Source organism: Promicromonospora iranensis, from assembly GCF_028994805.1.
In the GTDB taxonomy this organism is placed as follows: domain Bacteria; phylum Actinomycetota; class Actinomycetes; order Actinomycetales; family Cellulomonadaceae; genus Promicromonospora; species Promicromonospora iranensis.
Window position 1 is genome coordinate 87631 of the sequence record NZ_JAJQQP010000008.1, and the last position, 18893, is coordinate 106523.

Sequence of the window (18893 nt, forward strand, 5' to 3'; positions counted from 1 at the left end):
AGACAAGTTCAGGGCTTGTAGGTGAAGACGTTCGAGTCGAAGTGGTTGTACGCCGCGTAGTCGGTGAGCTCGTAGAGCCGTGCGCGGGTCTGCATCTCGGGCACCAGGGCGTCCTGGGTGCCCGACGCCGAGATCTGGTCCAGCGCCCGTTCGGCGGCACCCATCGCGATGCGCAGCAGGGTGACCGGGTAGATCACGAGCCGCGCACCGGCGTCGTGCAGCTGCTCGGCGGTGAAGAGCTCGGACTTGCCGAACTCCGTCATGTTGGCGAGGACGGGGACGTCGAGGGCCGAGGCGACGGCCTCGAACTCGGAGAGGTCCTGCATCGCCTCGGGGAAGATCGCGTCGGCCCCCGCGTCGGCCAGGGCCTTCGCCCGGTCGATCGCGAGCTTCAGGCCGCGCTCGCCCGGCTCCGTGCCGCGCACGTCGGTGCGCGCCATGATGAGGAAGTCGGGGTCGCGGCGGCCGTCGACGGCGGCCCGGACGCGCCGGACGGCGTCGGGGAGCCCGACGACCTCCTTGCCGTCCAGGTGGCCGCACCGCTTCGGGTTGACCTGGTCCTCGATGTGGATGCCGGCGACACCGGCGTCCTCCATGGTCTGGACCGTGCGGGCCACGTTCATGGGCTCGCCGAACCCGGTGTCGGCGTCGGCCAGCACGGGCAGGTCGGTGACCCGGGCGATCTGGCCGGCCCGGCCGGCCACCTCGGTGAGCGTGGTCAGGCCGATGTCGGGCAGGCCGAGGTCCGCGGAGAGGACGGCCCCAGAGACGTAGACGCCGTCGAACCCCTTGTCCTGGATCAGCTTCGCGCTGAGCGGGTTGAACGCCCCGGGGAGACGCAGGATGTCCGGTCCGGCGAGGGCCTCGCGGAAGGCGCGGCGCTTGGCCGGCGCGGTGAGGTGGGAGTAGAGCATCAGCGGCTCTCCGCACCCAGCTCGAAGAGGCCCGTCGGGGCGTCGACCGCGTCCAGCACGCCGGGGGCGGCGACGATCGTGAGCTCGCGGACCTCGGCGGGCGTGAGCTCGGGCAGGCGCTCCGCGAGGGCGAGGAAGCGCTCGATCTCGGCGTCCTCCAGGACGCCGGCCGCCAGGGTGCGGAACTTGCGCACGTAGTCGGCGCGGGCGAAGGGGCGTGCGCCCAGCGGGTGGGCGTCGGCCACGGCGATCTCGCGCGTGACGACCTCGCCCGAGGCGAGCGTGATCTCCACGCGGCCGCCGAACGCCTTCTCGGCCGGGTCGGTCGAGTGGTAGCGGCGGGTCCACTCCGGGTCCTCGGCGGTGGTGACCTTGCGCCACAGCTCCACCGTGTCGGGTCGCTGAGCGCGCTCGGGGGCGTAGGAGTCCACGTGGTGCCAGCCGCCGTCCTGCAGCGCGACCGTGAAGATGTACGGGACCGAGTGGTCGAGCGTCTCGCGGGACGCCGTCGGGTCGTACTTCTGCGGGTCGTTGGCGCCCGAGCCGATCACGTGGTGCGTGTGGTGGCTGGTGTGCAGGACGATGCCCTGGATGTTGCTGGGGTCCCGCAGCTCCGGCCGCTCGTTGCCGAGCGCGCGGGCCATGTCGATGATCGCCTGCGCCTGGTACTCCGCGGAGTGTTCCTTGGTGTACGTGTCGAGGATGCCGGTGCGCGGCTCGCCGGCCTCGGGGAGCACCACGTCGTAGGCGGCGTCCGGCCCGTCGAGGAGCCAGGCGACGACGCCGTCCTCACCCTCGTAGATGGGCTCGGGGGAGGTCTGGCCGCGCAGGGCGCGGTCCACCGCCTCGACCGCGAGCTTGCCCGCGAACGCGGGGGCGTGCGCCTTCCACGTGGAGATCTGGCCCTTGCGGCTCTGCCGCGTGGCCGTGGTGGTGTGCAGGGCCTGACCGATCGCCTGGAACACGGTCTCGGTGTCGAGCCCGAGCAGCGTGCCGATCCCCGCCGCAGCCGACGGGCCGAGGTGTGCCACGTGGTCGATCTTGTGCTTGTGCAGGCTGATCGTGCGGACCAGGTCCACCTGGATCTCGTAGCCGGTCACGATGCCGCGGACGAGGTCCTTGCCGGTGCAGCCGACATGCTGGGCCACCGCGAGGATCGGCGGGATGTTGTCGCCGGGGTGGGAGTACTCGGCGGCGAGGAAGGTGTCGTGGAAGTCCAGCTCACGCACTGCGACGCCGTTGGCCCAGGCCGCCCACTCGGGGCTGCTCGTCGCCTCGTGCGCGAGGCCGAACACGGTGGAGCCGGGCCGGTACGGGTGCGCCTGCGCCTGCGACCGGGCCGAGACCGCGGGACCACGGGTGAGGCTGGCCGCCGCGACGGCGGCGTTGTCGATCACGCGGTTGATCACCATGTCGGTGACCTCGGCGGTGGGCTCGACGGCGTCCGTGGCGAGCTCCGCGAGCTTCCAGGCGAGCTGGTCGGTGCGCTCGAGCGGCTCGGCGGACGGGTAGACGCGCAGGTGGTGCGTGTACGGCATGGTGATTCTTCCTCGATTCACGTGGACCGTCGTGAGGTCCGGGTGCTGCCCGGACCGTGGGGTGGGGCATCGGGTGCGACGCACGGCTCGTGGACGGCGTGTGCGTCCTCGACCTTCTCATACTCCGCGTCCTAGGTACACGGCGCCAAACCGGGCGGCCGAGCTCGGGGCCGAATGTCGGTGAGGATCGTTAGTGTGGCGGATGTGACCACAGTCAGGGAACGCGAACCCGATAAGGCAGCGAAAGGCACGGCGGAGAGCAAGCTGGCGCTCGTGCGCAGAGCGCGGCGTGTCAATCGCCTGCTCGGAGAGACCTATCCGGATGCTCGGGCGGAGCTGGACTTCACGACGCCGCTGGAGCTGCTGATCGCGACCGTGCTCAGCGCCCAGACCACCGACGTCCGGGTCAACCAGACCACGCCGGAGCTCTTCGTGATGTACCCGGACGCCCAGGCGTACGCCGAGGCGGACCCGGACGAGCTCGAGGAGATCCTGCGGCCGCTCGGCTTCTTCCGCGCCAAGGCGCGCGCAGTGATCGGCCTGGGCCAGGCGCTGGTCGAGCGGTTCGACGGCGAGGTCCCGGGCCGGTTGAAGGACCTGGTCACCCTCCCGGGCGTCGGGCGCAAGACGGCGAACGTGGTGCTCGGCAACGCCTTCGGGGTCCCGGGAATCACCGTGGACACCCACTTCGGGCGGGTGGCACGGCGGCTCGGCCTCACCACCGAGGAGGATCCGGTGAAGGTCGAGACCGAGGTGGGGGAGCTGTTCCCCAAGAAGGACTGGACCAAGCTCAGCCACCACCTCGTCTGGCACGGCCGACGGGTGTGCGTGGCGCGCAACCCCGCGTGCGGGGCCTGCAGCATCTCCGACCTGTGCCCCTCGTACGGGGCGGGTGAGACCGACCCCGAGAAGGCAGCGAAGCTGGTGCGGCCGGCGCCCGAGCGTTCGGAGTCCGCGGGCCTGCCGCTCAAGTAGTGCTATCGCGGTGCCGGGCTCACGCGGGCAAGCCACTCCAGCAGGATCTGGTTGACCTCGTCCGGGGCTTCCTCCGGGAGGAAGTGGCCGGCACCGGGGATCAGCTCGTAACGCAGGTCGGGCGCGAGAGCGACGGCGTCGAGGTCGGCGCGCTCGGGCCGCACGATGCCGTCCCGTCCGCCCTGTAGCTGGAGGGCCGGTATATCGAGCGGACGGCGCAGCGCGGTGCCGAACCGGCGTCCGTCCATCCGGGGCGTCGACCGCACTGCCCAGCGCAGCGCTTCCGCGGCGGAGTGCGCGGCGAAGGGGATGCGCATCACCGACGTGTACAGGCCTACCGCGTCATCGGGGAGCGGGGTCGCCGCGCCGAGCGCGAGCGTGCGTGCCACGAGGTCACCCTGGGCCAGCGCCCGCTCGGGCAGAGTCGGGAGCTGCAGGTATGCGAGCTCGCGGAGGGCCGCTGTCGTGAGCGCGGCCCGGCTGTGCAGGCGCGCCCGGGCGGGGTGCGGGCTGGACAGGGCGGCGACCGCCGCCGTCGTGTCCGGGTGCAGGGCGGCCATCGCCCAGGCAAGGGTGCCGCCCGTGCCGTGCCCCACCACCACCGCCCGCTCGCGGCCGAGCGACCGGACGACGCCCGCGACGTCCGCCGCCCGTGTCGGTACCCCGTAGCCCGACGGCGGTTTGTCCGACCCGCCCACTCCACGGACGTCCATCGCCGCCACGCGGTAGCCGGCGTCGGCCAGGGCGGGGATCTGCGCGCGCCAGGCCCACCAGAACTCGGGGTAGCCGTGCAGCAGGAGGACCAGGGGCGCCGAGCGGCTCTCCGACCCGGCGACCGCCACGTGGAAGCGCGACCCGCCCGACGAGACGAACTCGTGCTGCCACGGGCCCTCGACCAGGGCGCACGTGTAGTCGCTGGTGGCTGCCGTGCGGACGGCCGGTCTGGCCGAGAGTGCGGTCACAGGTACGAACCTACGCGCTCGGTGCCGTGTGCGCCCGGCTCAGTGACCGGTCTGCGCGACCCGCCTCCCGGTCGGTCCTGCGCCCGGGTCGTCCGTGGTGGTCCGCTGCGGGGTGGCGTCGGGCGCGGCGCCGGGCTGGACGGGCGGGGCTGCCGCCGGGGGCGGCGGTGCGGGAACCTCTTCGACCTGACGCTGCTCCTTCGGCGGGTCGAACCGGTAGCCGACGTTGCGCACCGTGCCGATGAGCTGCTCGTGCTCGGGGCCGAGCTTGGCCCGCAGCCGCCGCACGTGGACGTCGACGGTCCGGGTGCCCCCGTAGTAGTCGTAGCCCCAGACCTCCTGCAGCAGCTGGGCCCGGGTGAACACCCGGCCCGGGTGCTGGACGAGGTACTTGAGGAGCTCGAACTCCTTGTAGGTCAGGTCGATGGGGCGACCGCGAAGCCGGGCCGTGTACCCGCCGGCGTCGATCGCCAGCTCGCCCGCCGAGATCTCCTGCTGGGACTCCTCGGCCGGGCCGCGCGCGGAGCGCTCGATCACCAGGCGCAGGCGCGCCTCGACCTCGGCGGGAGAGGCGGATTCCAGCAACAGGTCATCGGCCCCCCACTCGTGGGTCACGACCGTGAGGCCGCCCTCGGTGAGAACCAGCACGAGCGGCACGGTGAGTCCCGTGGCGTGCAGCAGCCGGCAGGTGGTGCGGGCCGCGACCAGGTCGCGCCGGGCATCCAGCAGGACGACATCCGCGTCCGGGGCGTCGACGAGCGCCGAAGGCTCCATCGGAAGCACCCGTACCCGATGGGAAAGCAGTCCTAGTGCGGGCAGTACCTCGGCAGACCCACCGGTGGCGGGTGTGAGGATCAACAGCTCTGCCATTGACGCACCTCCTCTCGGAACCGGCGTCTTGCAACCGTCCCTGGCTCGGGTCTCGCTGTCGCGAGACGTCCCGTCGCGTCCAACTGGCTCTGCGGAAGTCTGCCCTGTTGCTTGTTGCGTGCATGTTACACGCCCTTTTCCTGGGTACCACCATGCTGCTCAGGACCCGTGACGCGCACATGACGCGAGTGTCGCTCGTCTCTCTCAGGCCTGTGATCAGGCGGTTCAGAGGCTGCGATTGAAGGAACTCGGGCAGACTCTGGAAAACTTGGTCCCGTGTCCGTCTCCACCCGCGCCGTGACGACTGCTGCGCTCGCGGCCCTCGTCGCCGCTGCGTCCTACGTCCAGCCCCGGCCGCTGCCCCTCGTGGCGGCGGTCGTGGTCCTGGTGGTTCTCGTCGCGCTGGGTTGGCCCTCGCTGCTCCGGCTGCCCGCGGCGGGCAGCACGCGGCTGGTCGTGGCGCTCTGCGGCATCGGCGGAGCGGCTGCCACCTATTTCACGCAGGGAGAGCCGGTGCTACGGCACCTGCCGACCGTCCTGGCCGGTGCGGTGGTGCTCGCGTTCATCGCGCAGATGCTGCGCCGCGACGGCCGGCCCCAGCTGACCGAGTCGGTGTCGGGCACCGTGGCCGGAGTCGTCGCCGCCATCACGACCTCCGGCTGGATCGCCGCGGCGCGGTCCGACGCCGGCGCCGCGCTCGTGGTGACGAGCGCTGTCGCGCTGGCTGTCGCGGCGGCCGTGTCGGCACTGCCGGTCCGCGGCTGGGTCGCGCTGGGGATCTCCGCGGTCGCCGCGGTGCTGGTGGGCGGTACCGCGGGAACGCTGCTGCCGAACATCGACACGGTGAGCGGCCTCTGGTGCGGGCTCGTCGCCGGTGTCGTCGTGGGTGCGCTGCACCTGCTGCTCGAACGGCTGCCGGCCCGTGGTGCGCGACTTGCCGGGCTCGCGGCGAGCGCGCTGCCCGTGGCGGTGTGCGGCATCTTCGTGTTCGTCGTGGGCCGGATGGTCATCCTCTGAGGTGACTGGCGCTCAGGACTGCCGGATCATCTCGCCGGCGATCTCGATGCGGACCTTCTTGGCGACCAGGACGCCGCCGGCCTCGAGCGCGACGTTCCAGAGGAGACCCCACTCCTCGCGGTCGATGTCGCAGCTGCCGTGGAAACCGAAGATGTCCTGGCCGTAGGGGTCGTGCCCCACGCCGCCGAACTCGCACTCGAGCGAGACCGGGCGCGTCACGCCGCGGACCGTGAGCAGGCCGTCCATGACGAACTTTGTGAACGAGCCGTCCGGCTGGGTCGGGTCGTGCGGACGACGGCCCGCGGTGCCCGCCTTGAGCCGCGCCCACGAGAAGATCGGGTCCACCTGCGTCCGCATCCGGAAGCCGGTGCTGCGGAACTCGATGGTGGGATGGTTCTCGACGTCCAGGAAGTCCGGGCTGGACAGGTGGGCGTCGCGGTCGGGCACGTGGGTGCCGATCGACGCCGTCCGGATGGTGCACGTGACCTGGGAGACGAGGGGGTCCTCGGCGACGACGACCGTCGCCTCGCCCTCGGCGAACTCGCCGCGCACGGGGCTCACCATCATGTGCATGGCGAGAAAGCCGAGCCGCTTGTGGTTCTGGTCGATCTTGTACACCCCGGCCGCCGGGATGGTTATTCCATTCCAGGTGCGCGTTGGCAAAACTTCCATCTCAGCAAATTCTCCCATATATGCGGATGCATGCACGTTACCACCGGGGCGGCATCGGCTTCGTCGGCATTTCGGCACGATAAATACTGCTGCGGCCACGTGCGGTGCCAAGGAAATCACGCGCGCGACGCTGCGAGAAGGGAGAGGCCTGCACTGTGACAGGTGTCATTGCAGGTGAGGACTTGTCTGGACGAGCAACACACGGCATCGTGGGTTAAATGTTGGGACAGGTGATAGCGCTCGTCGTGCTCGTGCTGGGTACCGCAGCGCTCGGAGTGTGGTGGTCGGCACGTCAGGGTGCTGTGCGCGCACCCCGGGAGACGTCCGCGGGCATCGACTGGTCGTCGGCCGGGATCGCGCTCGCGGAGCGGGTGACGTTCGTGCAGTTCTCTGCCGAGGTGTGTGCCGCGTGCCGGTCCACCTCGCGTGTGCTCGGCGGGCTCACCGGGTCGAGCTCCGGCGTCGGTCACCGTGAGCTGCTCGTGGACGACCACCTCGACCTCGTGCGCAGTCTGGGCGTGCAGCGCACCCCCACGGTGCTCGTGGTCGACGGCGGCGGGCGCGAGGTGGCCCGGATGAGCGGTGTGGTCTCCGACACCCAGGCGCGTCAGGCGCTGAACCGGGTCCCGACGCCTGCGGTGGCCGAAGCGGACGAAGGGCAGTCATGAGCGTGAGCAAGGGGATCGACCCACGCGGGCCGCGTGTGGGGGCAAGCATCACGGCGGTGCTGCTGGCAGCGGTGGTGCTGCTCGGCGCGAGCACGGCCGGCCTGTGGCTGCTGACGTTCATCATGCTGAGCTTCCTGCTCGGCACGCTGCGCGGGGCCGAGGGCTCGTGGCAGGGCATGCTGTTCAAGAAGTTCGTCCGGCCGCGGCTGGGCCCGCCCGGTGAGATGGAGGACCGGCGTCCGCCACGCTTCGCGCAGGGCATCGGCCTCTTCGTCACCGCGGTGGGCGTGATCCTCGGGTTCTTCGGGGTGCTTCCGGCCGTGCCGATCGCGGCGGCCGTGGCATTCGTCGCCGCGGCGCTCAACGCCGTCGTCGGGCTGTGCCTCGGGTGCGAGATGTACCTGCTGTTGCGTCGGACGGGCCTGGTTCGGGCCTGACGGTCCCCGGCTCAGGTGGTCGGCAAAAGGTCAGGTGATCGGCAGTCCGGACTGCCGATCACCTGACCTTTTGCCGACCTTGATCAGTAGACGAGGGCTTGGGCCCCCTCGCGCAGGATCTCCTCCGTGAAGAGGGCGGAGCCCGCGATGCGGACCCCGGGCAGCGCGTCCGCCTCGGTGATGTCCCGGCGTGCGGCGCACTGGGTGCAGAGCGTGACGGTCCCGGCGGCCAGGACGACGTCCAGCAGGCCGGGCAACGGCGTCGCGTGCTCGAGCGTGAGGTCGGCCGCCCGCCCGGGCAGCGCGAACCACGCCGACTCCCCGGTGAGCCACAGGCTCACCTCGGCCCCGGACGCGACGGCGGCGGCCGCGACGGTGAACGCCTGGTTGGTGGCCTCGGGCCGGTCCAGGCCTGCAGTGGTCTTGATCACGAGCTGGCGCATGCCGCTGACTGTAAGCGGTGGACCGTTAGGATCGACACCATGTCGATCCATGCCCTTGAGCTCATCTTCACCGGCCTCATCGTCGCCGTCGCCGTGGCGGTCGCCTGGTTCGCCGGCTACGTCGTCTACAAGCTGTACACCGGTCAGCGCTGATGACGTTCACCTTCCCTGACGGCCTCTCGCCCGAGGTGTACCCGCTGGCGTGGCTGGTGGGCCGCTGGCGCGGCGAGGGGGTGATCGAGTACCCGGGCATCGGCAAGAAGACGTTCGTGCAGGACCTGGTCTTCGACCACGACGGCGGCCCGTACCTGCGGTTCGAGTCCACGCTGCGCGTGCTGGAGGACGCCGTCCCGGACAAGCTGCCCGACGACGGCGAGTGGCCCGCACCCGTGCCGGACCCGACCGAGTCGGAGGACGACGTGCCCGAGACCGCCGACGACGGCGACGTCGCGGCGGCGGGGACCGTCTGGTCCACCGAGACGGGCTACTGGCGCGTGTCGACCGACCGTCCCGACGGCCTCGAGGACGACAAGCACGCGCTCGAGGTGCTCGTGGCCGACGCCTCCGGGCGCATCACGGTCTACGTCGGCGCCGCGGGCAACGGTCGGATCGACCTGGCATCGGACGCCATCGCGCGGACGTCGACGGCGTCCGAGGTGCGTGCGTCGAAGCGCCTGTACGGCCTGGTGCAGGGCCGCCTGCTGTGGGTGGAGGAGCTCGCCGCGTTCGGCGAGCCGCTGCGCTCGTACGCCTCGGCGGAGCTGGACCGGCAGTGACAACGCGGGCGGGGAATGCCTCGTCCGCCCACAACGCTGCACCTGAGGTGAGCATGGATTACGAGAGCCCCCTGTTGAGCCGCCACGGCGCGGTCGCCGCCGCCGGACCCGACGCCGGGATCGCCTGGCACTACGGCGACCCGACGGCCGAGCAGCGCGCCCTGTCGCGCGGCGGGGCGGTGGTCGACCAGTCGCACCTCGGCGTGGTGCGGGTCGCCGGGCCCGACCGGCTGACCTGGCTGCACTCCATCACCTCGCAGCAGCTCGAGGGCCTGGCGCCCCGGGCCAGCACGGAGCTGCTCGTCCTGTCGCCGCAGGGCCACATCGAGCACGTGGCCGGCGTCGTGGACGACGGCGAGGCCACGTGGCTGATCACCGAGCGCGAGTCGGCGCCCGGCCTGGCCGGCTGGCTCGATCGGATGAGGTTCACGCGCCGCGTCGAGGTCGCGGACGTGACCGACGAGTGGGCGGCCATCGGTGAGCCCGTCGCCGCCGACGGCATCGAGGGCGAGCCCGTGACCTGGCACGACGCCTGGCCGACGGTGGTCAGCGGTGGTACCCGCTACGGGCCCCCCGAGTCCGAGCACCCTGGGGCCGCCCGGCCGTGGCGTCTCGTGCTGGTGCCGCGTGCCGACCTCGAGGCGGAGGTCGCCGCGCGTGAGGCGGCCGGCTGGCCGCTCGCGGGCACCTGGGCCACCGAGGCGCTCCGGGTCGAGGCGTGGCGCCCGCGGTTCGCGCGCGAGGTCGACCCCCGCACCATCCCGCACGAGCTGGACTGGCTGCGGACCGCCGTCCACATCAACAAGGGCTGCTACCGGGGCCAGGAGACGGTCGCCCGCGTGCACAACCTCGGTCGGCCGCCGCGCCGGCTGGTCATGCTGCACCTCGACGGCTCCCAGCACCTGCTTCCCGAGCCCGGCGCGGAGGTGCGCCTCCCGGCGCCGGACGGCGGAGCCGGCAAGGTCGTCGGCACGCTCACCTCGATGGCCCGTCACCACGAGCTGGGCCCCATCGGCCTCGCTGTGCTCAAGCGCAACGTGCCGGAGGAGGCCGAGCTCATGGTGGTCGGTGAGGTCTCCGGTCAGGCCCTCGAGGTGTCCGCGGCCCAGGAGGTGGTGGTTCCCGGCGACGGCGTGTCGGTCGACCGCCCCGAGTCGCACGGCCCGCTGACCCGAGGCCTGCGCGGGCCGGGCAGCCTGATCTGACCCACGGGCGAGGTCCCGTGTCCGGCGATCGGTCGGATGCGAAGATGCCTTCGTGACCTCCTTGCCCGGCTCGGCCGACGAGATGTGGCGCAAGGCCATGCGCACGCTCATGCTGCGTACCCGGTTGCGCCAGGGCTGGACGCGGGCGCGGGCGGGCCTGATCCCGATCGCGCAGGCGTCGCTCGCCGCCGGCGCCGCCTACCTCATCGCGCGCTACGCGCTGGGGCACGAGCAGCCCTTCTTCGCCCCGGTCGCGGCGTGGGTGCTCCTCGGTTTCTCCGCGCAGCGGGACGTCCGCAAGGTCTCCGAGATGGCGGTGGGCGTGGCCGTCGGCGTCGCCATGGGCGACCTGATCGTGCACCTGATCGGGTCGGGCTGGTGGCAGCTCAGCCTGGTGCTGTTCATCTCCGCCACCGCCGCTCGCTTCATCGACCGGGGCGCCCTCCTGGTCACGCAGGCCGGGGTCCAGGCGATCATCGTGGTGGGTCTCCCGTCGGTCTCCGGCGGGCCGCTCGGCCGGTGGACCGACGCGCTGATCGGCGGCGCCGTCGCCCTCCTCGTCGCGCTGCTCACACCCGGCGACACCCGGCGCCGGCCCCGTGCGCTGGCCGAACAGGCAGTGACCGAGCTCGCCGAGACGCTGGAGACGCTCGCCCGCGGGCTGCGCTCTCGCGACGAGGACGACGTCCGGGCGGCCCTCGTGCGCGGGCGCGCGTCCGAGCCCGTGCTCGCCGAGTGGCAGGAGGCCGCGCGCGGTGCACGCGAGCTGGCCCGGATCTCCGTAGGACGGGTGCACCGCGGGGAGCTCGGCCGGCTGGAGGACCAGGCGGTGCTCGTCGACCGGACCATGCGGTCGGTGCGGGTGCTGGCCCGCCGCGTGCTCCCGGTGCTCGAGGGGGACCACGACGTCGAGCCCGTGGCCGGCCTGGTCGAGGGTTTCGCCACGGGGGTGCGCCAGCTCGCGTCCGACGTCGGCTCCGGGGCCGACGGCGCTCGCGGGCGCGACGTGCTGACCACCGTCGCCGCCCAGGTGGACCCACGGACCGTGGGGGAGGGCGACTGGCAGGTGCAGTCCCTGGTGATGCTGCTGCGGTCGCCGGTCGTCGACGCGCTGGAAGCCGCGGGAGCCACCCCCGGCGAGGCCCGGGACGCCCTCCCGGAGCTCTGAGCCCCGGGACCGGCCACGCTCGGTCCACCGCCGGTATCGGTATCGTTGTGGTGTAGTAGTTCATCAGATACAGTACTGGTTGTGATGCAGAAGGAGAGCGGTACGACGTCGGACGGCGGGGCGGACGCCTTCGCCGCCGACCTCCTGCGCGGCCACACGGACACGATCGTGCTGGGTGTGCTGCGCCGCGAGGACCGCTACGGGTTCGAGATCTACAAGGCGATCCGCGACGCGACCGGCGGCGACTACGAGATCAAGGAGGCCACGCTCTACGCGGCCTACCGGCGGCTCGTGAAGGACGGGCTGGTCGAGGCCTACTGGGGCGACGAGTCCCAGGGCGGACGGCGCAAGTACTACCGCATCACCGATGCGGGCCGGGCCGTGTACCGGCGCAACGTGGACGCGTGGGTGGTCACGCGGCGCACCATCGACTCCCTCCTCGACCTGAAAGGTTCCTGATGATGACGAGCACATCGGTGCATCGCCTGCTGGACGAAGCCTTCGCGGGGCTCCCGGCAACCCCCGACGTGCAGGACCTCAAGGAGGAGATCCGCGCGAACCTCCTGGACCGCGTCGCGGAGCTGACGGCGGGTGGCGTCGCCCCCGACGAGGCCGCCCGGCGGGCGGTCGACGAGCTCGGCGACGTGCGGGCGCTCGCCGAGGAGGCGTCCGGTCCGGCGGCAGAAGGTGGCATGCTGACGCCCCCGACGGCCAGCCCGGCGACCTCGAGCGCTGCTGCCGCCGCGGCCGCACGGCGTCCGGTGCCCGTGGCGCGCCGGTACGTCGCCGGAGTCGTCGTGGCCTCGGCGGTCGCGCTGCTCGCTCTCGCTCCGCTCGTCACGGTCGTGGCGTTGGTCCTGGGCAACGCAGACCGGCTCGAGCCCGGGAGCTATATGGTCCTGGCCGCGATGGCCGTCGGGCTCATCCTGTCCGGCCCTGCCGTTGGCTGGATCGTCGCGGCGTCCCTCATGCGGGAGACGGCCTCGAGCTACGGGATGCCCCGGCGGCGCGCGACCGCGTACGGGGTGGCGTCCGCCCTTCTTGTGGTCGGTGTGGTCGCAGGGGTCGAGAGCGTCCTGGTGTTCGATCGTGTCTACGTCGTGTTCCAGACGGCGGTGCCCCTGCTCGTCGCAGGCGGGGCATGGCTCGCCTACCTGGTGGCCACCCAGACGAACCGGCACAAGCCGTGGGTCCTGGAGCAGGCACGGCAGCATGCGCAGGTCGGCGACCGTTTCGAGAGGGACCCTGCGGCGGCTGCCAGGTTCGGCATCTACGCGGTGGTCCTGTGGACACTGACCGGCGCGGCGTTCCTTCTGGTCGGGTTCACGGTGGGCTGGCTGTGGGCGCTGCTTCCCGCCCTGCTGGGCGTGGCCGCGTTCATGCTCATGGTGGCCCGGATGCTGTTCGGCGCCGACCACGGGAACGACCGGCCCGTGCCGTAGGCTCGCGCCGTGGGATTCTTGCAGTGGTTCGTCATGGCCGCGCTCGCGCTCGTGGTCTTCGTCGTGCAGGTCGTCGCGTTCGTCGACGCCGTACGTAGGCCCGACAAGGGCTACCGCGCCGAAGGGCGCGTACCGAAGGCCGGCTGGCTGGCGATCCTGGGCTTCGCCGCCGCTCTCGGCTTCCTCGGGCTGCCGCAGGGCTGGCTCCAGGGCGGGTTCATGTTCGGCTCCTTCCTCAACATCATCGCGGTGGCGCCGGCGATCATCTACTGGGTGAACCTGCGCCCCCGTCTGCAGCCGTACGGGACCGGGAACCGGCCCCGCGGCCCGCAGAGCGGATGGTGACGCCGATGGCCCGGCCAGGCACGTCGGCGTCGGCCAGCGTGCTCGACGACGCCGCGCCGCTCGCCGAGGTGATCCGTGGCGACCTGGTGGAGTCGGTGCACCTGGGACACCTCGTGGTGCTCGACCCCTCCGGCCGTCCGGTGCTCCAGGTGGGCAACCCGACCACGCCGATCTGGCCGCGGTCGTCGCTCAAGCCGCTGCAGCTCGTCGCGATGCTGCGCGCCGGCCTGGAGCTGCCGGACCGCCTGCTGGCGCTGTCCGCCGCGAGCCACAACGGCGAGCTGTTCCATCTGGAGGGTGTGCTGCAGATCCTCGGCTCGGTGGGCCTGGGCTCCGGTGCGCTGCAGAACACGCCCGACCTGCCGCTCTACGCACCGGCCGCGCTCGAGTGGCACATGGCGCCCCACAACGGCGGGCCGGGCCCGGCGCCGCTCGCGCAGAACTGCTCCGGGAAGCACGCGGCGATGCTCGCCACCTGCCTCGCACAGGGCTGGGACATCCAGACCTACCTGTCGCCGGAGCACCCGCTGCAGCGCGCCATGCGTGCCACGATCCTGGAGATGACCGGTGACGCCGAAGTAGTCATGCGCACCACGGTCGACGGCTGCGGCGCCCCCCTGTTCTCGACGACGCTGCTGGGTCTGGCCCGCGCGTTCTCGATACTCGGCGCGGCGCCCACCGTCGACGTCCGCTCGCACGATGCCCGCGCCGGCCGCGCGATCTCCGCGCACCCGGACATGGTGGGCGGCACAGGGCGGGACGCCACGCTTGCCATGCAGGCGGTGCCGGGCCTGGTCGCCAAGGACGGCGCCGAGGGCGTCTACGCCGCCGGGCTGCCCGACGGCTCGGCCCTCGCGTTCAAGGTGCTCGACGGCTCCGCACGCTCCCGGCCGGCGATCCTCGCCGCCGCTCTGCGCGCGGCGGGCGCCGCCGGTCTGCCGGGCGTGTACCCGGGCGGTCTCGACGGGCTGGGGCGCGTGCCCGTGCTCGGCGGCGGACGGCCCGTCGGGGAGGTCCGAGCAGTCTTCGCCGACGCGTACGAGGGCCGCCGATGAGGGCGGTGCTGCAGCGCGTCACCCGCGCCTCGGTCACCGTCGACGGCGAGGTGGTGGGTGCCATCGACAAGCCGGGTGTGCTGGCGCTCGTCGGCGTCACGCACGACGACGGTCCCGCCCAGGTCGAGACGATCGCCCGCAAGATCGCCGACCTGCGGATCCTGCACGACGAGAAGTCGGTGGCCGACGTCGGCGCGCCGGTGCTCGTCGTCAGCCAGTTCACGCTCTACGGCGACGTCCGCAAGGGGCGCCGTCCCACGTGGAACCAGGCGGCGCCCGGGCCGGTGGCGGAGCCCCTCGTGGACGCCGTCGTCGCCGCCCTGCGCGAGCGGGGCCTGACCGTCGAGACCGGGCGGTTCGGTGCCGACATGCAGGTGGAGCTGACGGGCGACGGCCCGGTGACCATCCTCGTCGAGGCCTGAGCCTCACCCCCGCAGCGCCAGCACCGCCAGCTCCGTGCGGGAGCGCACCCCGAGCTTGCGGAAGACCCGTCCCAGGTGCACCTCCACCGTCCGGACCGACACGTAGAGGCTCGCGGCGACCTGCCGGTTCGTCCGGCCCTGCACCACCAGCCGTGCCACGTCGAGCTCGCGTTCGGTGAGCAGGCCGTCCCACTGCCCGCACAGCTCCTCCGGCGTGACGTCGGCGGCGGGCTCGCCGGCTGGCTCGTCCGGCGCCCGGCTCGCCGTCTCGCCCGCACCGGTGGGTACGAAGCCCGGTGCCTTCAGCGCCTGTTCGGCGATGTGCTCCCAGGCCTTCGCTCCGGACTCCTCGAACAGCTCGTGGGCGCCGAGCAGGTGTGCGGCGGCGTCCCCGGGCAGTCCGAGGCGCGCGAACGCCCGGGCCGCGACGAGCTCGGTCAGGCCGCGCTCGAACGTCGAACCCACCCGCAACGAGGCCTCGACGGCCCGTTCGCGCGCCCGGTTGACCCCGGACGCGTCCGCCAGGGCGAGCTCGGCGCGTGCCAGGTCGAGCCGGCGCCGTCGCACCGGCCCGCCGGAGAAGCCGCCCGCCGACTCGGGGCCGACCGTCGGCAGGACGCGGAGCCGCAGCCGTTCGTGCGAGCGCCTGGCGGCCCGGTCCTGGCCGGCGAGCACGAGCAGCTCCACCGGGTCGGGCGTGGGCAGCCAGAGGCGGCGCAGGTCGTCGCCGCCGCGCTCGGCAGCGAGCCCGAGCAGGGTGGCGGCCTCGACCCAGCGGCCGTCGAACACGGCGGTCTGGGCGCGGTCGCCGAGCGTCGCCGCCCGTACGACGGGCGCCACCTGTCCGGGCACCGACGCCTCGAGCGCTGCGGTGGGCCGGCTCAGGTGCCCTTCCCGGACCAGGTCGAGGCGCCGCGCGAGTGCGATCCCGAGCCCACCGAAGGCGAGGGCGACGGGGAGGCGCTCGACGGCGTCGTCGAGCACCGACACCGCCCCGGTGATGTCGCCGAGCCGCAGCGCGAGGTAGGACTGCGCCACGCGCAGGTGCGCCTCCGCGAGCGGCGTCATCGTCTCGTCGGGACCGTCGAACCAGCAGCTCGGCGGGCGTGCCGGAGCGAGCTCCGCGACCTCGGACAGGATGGTCGTGGCCTCGCCGGGCGCGCCGTCGAGCATGCGGATCGTCTTGCGTGCGGCGGCGATCGCCGCACGGTCGACACCACAGGCGTCACCCGGGACCACGGCGTCGGGCCGGCCGTCCAGGAGGGCGAGCGCCATGCCGAGCGGACGAGTGGCGTCGGGCTGCCCGTCGGCGGCCGAGCCGTCGTCGGCATGGGCGGCACGGCGCAGGTGCACGACGGCGTCGTGCACCTGCCCTGCCCACAGGGCGGCGCGGCCGGCCACCGCGAACGCGCGTGCCCGCACCTGGTCGGTGCCGTGACTGGCGGCCTCGCGCGCCACCTCGTGCGCCCGGTGGACGTCGCCCCGGGCGAGGTGCTGCTCGGCGAGCTCGACCAGCCCGTCGGCGAGCAGGGGGTCACCGGCCAGCGTGCTGAGCGCCGTGTGCCACATGGCGATGAGCGGTTCGTCGGCCCTGCGGTGCACCTCCGCCAGGGCGACGTGGGCGGCGGTGCGGGTGGCGAGGTCGGCGTCCTCGTGCACCACCGAGCGGATACGTGGATGGTGGAACCGGAACCGGCCGCCCACCAGGTGCAGGTGGCGGCCGGCCGGTCCGGCCATGAGTGTGTCGATGTCGGTGCCGGACGCGGCGAGCAGCACCTCCGTGCGGTCCACCACCGCCACGGCGGCGACGAGCAGGACACGGCGCGCTTCGTCGTCGAGCCCGAGCGGGCCGACGGCCTCTCGGACCGCACGCGCGGCAGGGAGCGGGTCCGGCATCAGCGCCGTCCCGAGGAGATGCTCGTCGTCGAGCATCCGGGCTGTCTGGTCCACACATCCAGGTTCATCACCCACCAGTCGGCTGAGCTCGCACGCGACGTGGGGCGCCACGGTGCGGTCACCGAGGGAGAGCGGAAAAACGACTTGCAGCGGCAGCGCGGTCATCGTCGAGCCTCCCGGATTCGTTCACGGTGCTCGCAAGTATGGCCTCCTCGCGTTTCACCCGCATCAACCTGAGGGCACGACTTTTGCTGCGTTCTGCCGTCGGACCTGGGATCCTGCTGCGCCTCGACGGTGAGGTACCTGGTACCGCACGAGGTTGTTTCGGAGTCGAAGGTTTCATGCCGAAACAACCTCGCGCGTCCGGCGCGGTCCCACTACGTAGTCCCACCGTGTGGAATTCCCTTATTCCCGATTAACGCAGGTTTCCTTACTTTTAGAGGAGCGTAACCAGCGTGACCCACCGGATCAGAGACGACCGGATGAGAGAGGGAAGACGATGGACTCGACGTACCAACCGCCGTCAGGCATCAGCAGGACAGGCCGACGCATCCTCGCGGGGGTGGCCGCGCTCGCCGTGGCAGCCTCCGCCGCCGTGGCCGGCGCCGGCCTGCGCGACGCGCACGCGGCAGAGACGGAGACCGCCGCCACCGCTGCCGGTGGCTCCGCCATCAACGGCTTCCGCAGCGTCGGCTACTTCGCCCAGTGGGGGGTGTACGGGCGCGGCTACCAGGTCAAGCAGATCGACACGTCCGGCGTGGCCGACGAGCTGACCCACATCAACTACGCCTTCGCGAACATCCACCACCAGAACCTCGAGTGCTTCGAGGCCAACAAGGCCCAGAGCCCCGGCCCCAACGGCTCCGACGGAGCGGGCGACGCCTGGGCCGACTACGGCATGGGCTACACGGCGGCCAACTCCGTGTCGGGCACCGCAGACGCTTGGGACCAGCCGCTGGCCGGCTCGTTCAACCAGCTCAAGCAGCTCAAGGCGAAGCACCCGGACCTCAAGGTCATGATGTCGATGGGCGGGTGGACCTGGTCCAAGAACTTCTCGCTGGCGGCCAAGACGGAGGCATCGCGCGAGAAGCTCGTGTCGAGCTGCATCGACATGTTCATCAAGGGCAACCTGCCGGTCATCGACGGCCGCGGCGGACCCGGTGCCGCCGCCGGCGTCTTCGACGGCTTCGACATCGACTGGGAGTGGCCGGGCTCGCCGAACGGCGCCGAGGGCAACCACGTCGACCCCGTCAACGACAAGCGCAACTTCAAGCTCCTCCTCGCCGAGTTCCGCGAGCAGCTCGACGCGCTCGGCGCGACGACCGGCAAGGACTACGAGCTCTCCGCGTTCCTGCCCGCCAACCCGGCGGACATCGAGGCGGGCGGCTGGAACGACCCGGAGATCTTCGAGTACCTCGACTTCGGCAACGTCCAGGGCTACGACCTGCATGGTGCCTGGGACGCGAACCTCACCGGGCACCAGGGCAACCTGCACCACGACCCTGCGGACCCGCGCGAGCCGGCGCGGCAGTTCAGCGTCGACCTGGCCGTCAAGTCGTACACGGACGCCGGGATCGACCCGGCACAGCTGGGCCTCGGCCTCGCGATGTACGGCCGGGGCTGGACCGGCGCCCCGTCGTCCGACGCGTGGGGCACCGCGACCGGCCCGGCCTCGGGTCAGTGGGAGGCGGGCATCAACGACTACGACGTCGTCAAGAACGTGGGTACCGGGTACTACGACGCCGAGCTGGGCGCTGCCTGGCGGCACGACGGCAACACCTGGTGGTCGTACGACAACGAGCAGTCCGTCCGGGCGAAGGCCGACTACATCCGGGCCGAGGGCCTGGGCGGGGCCATGTGGTGGGACCTGTCCGGTGATCGTTCCGGGACCCTGACCGGCGCGCTGCAGGGCGTGCTCGGATCAGGGACGCCGGGGCCGGTCGAGGGCGGAGACCCCACCGACCCCACCGACCCGACGGACCCGACCGACCCGACCGACCCGACGGACCCGACGGACCCGACGGACCCGACGGACCCGACCGACCCGACCGACCCGCCGGTCGACGAGTGCACGGCGGCGGCCTGGAG

20 protein-coding genes are annotated in these 18893 nt (G+C 72.3%); 13 read left to right on the forward strand and 7 right to left on the reverse strand.

Translation table 11 applies throughout. The annotated features are described in order from the left end of the window. Nucleotides 1-8: 8 nt before the first annotated feature. Entirely contained in the window at nucleotides 9-914 is a 906-nt protein-coding gene (gene prpB / locus LUM46_RS14885; protein WP_274994897.1) for a methylisocitrate lyase, read from the reverse strand. Beyond that, nucleotides 914-2452, reverse strand: coding sequence for an MmgE/PrpD family protein (locus tag LUM46_RS14890; RefSeq protein ID WP_274994898.1), 1539 nt, complete (start codon nucleotides 2450-2452; stop codon nucleotides 914-916). The genes prpB and LUM46_RS14890 overlap by 1 nt, the downstream gene beginning before the upstream one ends. A 204-nt stretch (nucleotides 2453-2656) precedes the next feature. Here LUM46_RS14890 and nth point away from each other — a divergent pair, with 204 nt between their 5' ends. After that, the gene (gene nth / locus LUM46_RS14895; RefSeq protein ID WP_274994899.1) at nucleotides 2657-3427 is read left to right on the forward strand and encodes an endonuclease III; all 771 of its coding nucleotides are present in this window, start codon (nucleotides 2657-2659) and stop codon (nucleotides 3425-3427) included. A 2-nt stretch (nucleotides 3428-3429) separates the two neighbouring features. Here the strand turns inward: nth and LUM46_RS14900 are convergent, their stop codons facing one another. Further along, a complete protein-coding gene (locus tag LUM46_RS14900; protein WP_274994900.1) occupies nucleotides 3430-4389 on the reverse strand; it encodes an alpha/beta fold hydrolase in 960 nt (319 codons plus the stop codon). Between the two features lie 39 nt (nucleotides 4390-4428). Beyond that, a complete protein-coding gene (locus LUM46_RS14905; RefSeq protein WP_274994901.1) occupies nucleotides 4429-5259 on the reverse strand; it encodes a winged helix-turn-helix transcriptional regulator in 831 nt (276 codons plus the stop codon). 276 nt (nucleotides 5260-5535) lie between these two features. Between LUM46_RS14905 and LUM46_RS14910 the strand changes: the two genes are divergently transcribed. Then, nucleotides 5536-6276 carry a hypothetical protein gene (locus LUM46_RS14910; protein WP_274994902.1) on the forward strand — a complete coding sequence of 247 codons (741 nt, stop codon included), beginning with the start codon at nucleotides 5536-5538 and terminating at the stop codon, nucleotides 6274-6276. A gap of 12 nt (nucleotides 6277-6288) precedes the next feature. Here the strand turns inward: LUM46_RS14910 and LUM46_RS14915 are convergent, their stop codons facing one another. After that, nucleotides 6289-6894: a YceI family protein gene (locus LUM46_RS14915; protein ID WP_274994904.1), complete on the reverse strand. Its 606-nt coding sequence runs from the start codon at nucleotides 6892-6894 to the stop codon at nucleotides 6289-6291. A 272-nt stretch (nucleotides 6895-7166) separates the two neighbouring features. Between LUM46_RS14915 and LUM46_RS14920 the strand changes: the two genes are divergently transcribed. Then, complete coding sequence (locus LUM46_RS14920; RefSeq protein WP_274994905.1) at nucleotides 7167-7616, forward strand: thioredoxin family protein; 450 nt, start codon at nucleotides 7167-7169, stop codon at nucleotides 7614-7616. Beyond that, the gene (locus LUM46_RS14925) at nucleotides 7613-8053 is read left to right on the forward strand and encodes a DUF4395 domain-containing protein (protein WP_274994906.1); all 441 of its coding nucleotides are present in this window, start codon (nucleotides 7613-7615) and stop codon (nucleotides 8051-8053) included. The genes LUM46_RS14920 and LUM46_RS14925 overlap by 4 nt, the downstream gene beginning before the upstream one ends. 83 nt (nucleotides 8054-8136) lie before the next feature. Here the strand turns inward: LUM46_RS14925 and LUM46_RS14930 are convergent, their stop codons facing one another. Further along, the gene (locus tag LUM46_RS14930; RefSeq protein WP_274994909.1) at nucleotides 8137-8496 is read right to left on the reverse strand and encodes a DsrE family protein; all 360 of its coding nucleotides are present in this window, start codon (nucleotides 8494-8496) and stop codon (nucleotides 8137-8139) included. A gap of 152 nt (nucleotides 8497-8648) precedes the next feature. Here LUM46_RS14930 and LUM46_RS14935 point away from each other — a divergent pair, with 152 nt between their 5' ends. The 8 genes from LUM46_RS14935 (at nucleotide 8649) to dtd (ending at nucleotide 14909) form a co-directional block, all read left to right on the forward strand. Next, the gene (locus LUM46_RS14935; RefSeq protein ID WP_274994910.1) at nucleotides 8649-9272 is read left to right on the forward strand and encodes a heme-binding beta-barrel domain-containing protein; all 624 of its coding nucleotides are present in this window, start codon (nucleotides 8649-8651) and stop codon (nucleotides 9270-9272) included. Nucleotides 9273-9325: 53 nt separating this feature from the next. Then, nucleotides 9326-10477 carry a CAF17-like 4Fe-4S cluster assembly/insertion protein YgfZ gene (ygfZ, locus tag LUM46_RS14940; protein WP_274994911.1) on the forward strand — a complete coding sequence of 384 codons (1152 nt, stop codon included), beginning with the start codon at nucleotides 9326-9328 and terminating at the stop codon, nucleotides 10475-10477. 52 nt (nucleotides 10478-10529) lie between these two features. Then, on the forward strand, nucleotides 10530-11645 hold the full coding sequence (locus tag LUM46_RS14945) for an FUSC family protein (protein ID WP_310243059.1): 1116 nt from the start codon (nucleotides 10530-10532) through the stop codon (nucleotides 11643-11645). An 84-nt stretch (nucleotides 11646-11729) separates the two neighbouring features. Further along, complete coding sequence (locus LUM46_RS14950; RefSeq protein WP_274994912.1) at nucleotides 11730-12104, forward strand: PadR family transcriptional regulator; 375 nt, start codon at nucleotides 11730-11732, stop codon at nucleotides 12102-12104. Next, nucleotides 12104-13087, forward strand: coding sequence for a permease prefix domain 1-containing protein (locus LUM46_RS14955; protein WP_274994913.1), 984 nt, complete (start codon nucleotides 12104-12106; stop codon nucleotides 13085-13087). Before LUM46_RS14950 ends, LUM46_RS14955 begins: the two co-directional genes overlap by 1 nt. A gap of 9 nt (nucleotides 13088-13096) precedes the next feature. Beyond that, on the forward strand, nucleotides 13097-13432 hold the full coding sequence (locus tag LUM46_RS14960) for a DUF2516 family protein (RefSeq protein ID WP_274994914.1): 336 nt from the start codon (nucleotides 13097-13099) through the stop codon (nucleotides 13430-13432). Between the two features lie 5 nt (nucleotides 13433-13437). Beyond that, nucleotides 13438-14487: an asparaginase gene (locus LUM46_RS14965; RefSeq protein ID WP_274994915.1), complete on the forward strand. Its 1050-nt coding sequence runs from the start codon at nucleotides 13438-13440 to the stop codon at nucleotides 14485-14487. Further along, the gene (dtd, locus tag LUM46_RS14970; RefSeq protein ID WP_274994916.1) at nucleotides 14484-14909 is read left to right on the forward strand and encodes a D-aminoacyl-tRNA deacylase; all 426 of its coding nucleotides are present in this window, start codon (nucleotides 14484-14486) and stop codon (nucleotides 14907-14909) included. Before LUM46_RS14965 ends, dtd begins: the two co-directional genes overlap by 4 nt. Before the next feature lie 3 nt (nucleotides 14910-14912). Here the strand turns inward: dtd and LUM46_RS14975 are convergent, their stop codons facing one another. Continuing rightward, complete coding sequence (locus tag LUM46_RS14975) at nucleotides 14913-16859, reverse strand: helix-turn-helix transcriptional regulator (protein WP_274994917.1); 1947 nt, start codon at nucleotides 16857-16859, stop codon at nucleotides 14913-14915. Nucleotides 16860-17304: 445 nt separating this feature from the next. Here LUM46_RS14975 and LUM46_RS14980 point away from each other — a divergent pair. After that, nucleotides 17305-18893, forward strand: a 1589-nt coding sequence (locus LUM46_RS14980) for a glycoside hydrolase family 18 protein (protein ID WP_274994918.1), incomplete at its 3' end; no start/stop codon positions are given.

What these genes read in the sequence shown, in the direction of transcription:
- LUM46_RS14935 (WP_274994910.1), top strand. Translation starts at nt 8,649, where the DNA reads ATGACGTTCACCTTCCCTGACGGCCTCTCGCCCGAGGTGTACCCGCTG.
- dtd (WP_274994916.1), top strand. Translation starts at nt 14,484, where the DNA reads ATGAGGGCGGTGCTGCAGCGCGTCACCCGCGCCTCGGTCACCGTCGAC.
- ygfZ (WP_274994911.1), top strand. Translation starts at nt 9,326, where the DNA reads ATGGATTACGAGAGCCCCCTGTTGAGCCGCCACGGCGCGGTCGCCGCC.
- LUM46_RS14905 (WP_274994901.1), bottom strand. Translation starts at nt 5,259, where the DNA reads ATGGCAGAGCTGTTGATCCTCACACCCGCCACCGGTGGGTCTGCCGAG.
- LUM46_RS14925 (WP_274994906.1), top strand. Translation starts at nt 7,613, where the DNA reads ATGAGCGTGAGCAAGGGGATCGACCCACGCGGGCCGCGTGTGGGGGCA.
- LUM46_RS14955 (WP_274994913.1), top strand. Translation starts at nt 12,104, where the DNA reads ATGATGACGAGCACATCGGTGCATCGCCTGCTGGACGAAGCCTTCGCG.
- LUM46_RS14965 (WP_274994915.1), top strand. Translation starts at nt 13,438, where the DNA reads ATGGCCCGGCCAGGCACGTCGGCGTCGGCCAGCGTGCTCGACGACGCC.
- LUM46_RS14920 (WP_274994905.1), top strand. Translation starts at nt 7,167, where the DNA reads ATGTTGGGACAGGTGATAGCGCTCGTCGTGCTCGTGCTGGGTACCGCA.
- LUM46_RS14930 (WP_274994909.1), bottom strand. Translation starts at nt 8,496, where the DNA reads ATGCGCCAGCTCGTGATCAAGACCACTGCAGGCCTGGACCGGCCCGAG.
- prpB (WP_274994897.1), bottom strand. Translation starts at nt 914, where the DNA reads ATGCTCTACTCCCACCTCACCGCGCCGGCCAAGCGCCGCGCCTTCCGC.
- LUM46_RS14890 (WP_274994898.1), bottom strand. Translation starts at nt 2,452, where the DNA reads ATGCCGTACACGCACCACCTGCGCGTCTACCCGTCCGCCGAGCCGCTC.
- LUM46_RS14950 (WP_274994912.1), top strand. Translation starts at nt 11,730, where the DNA reads ATGCAGAAGGAGAGCGGTACGACGTCGGACGGCGGGGCGGACGCCTTC.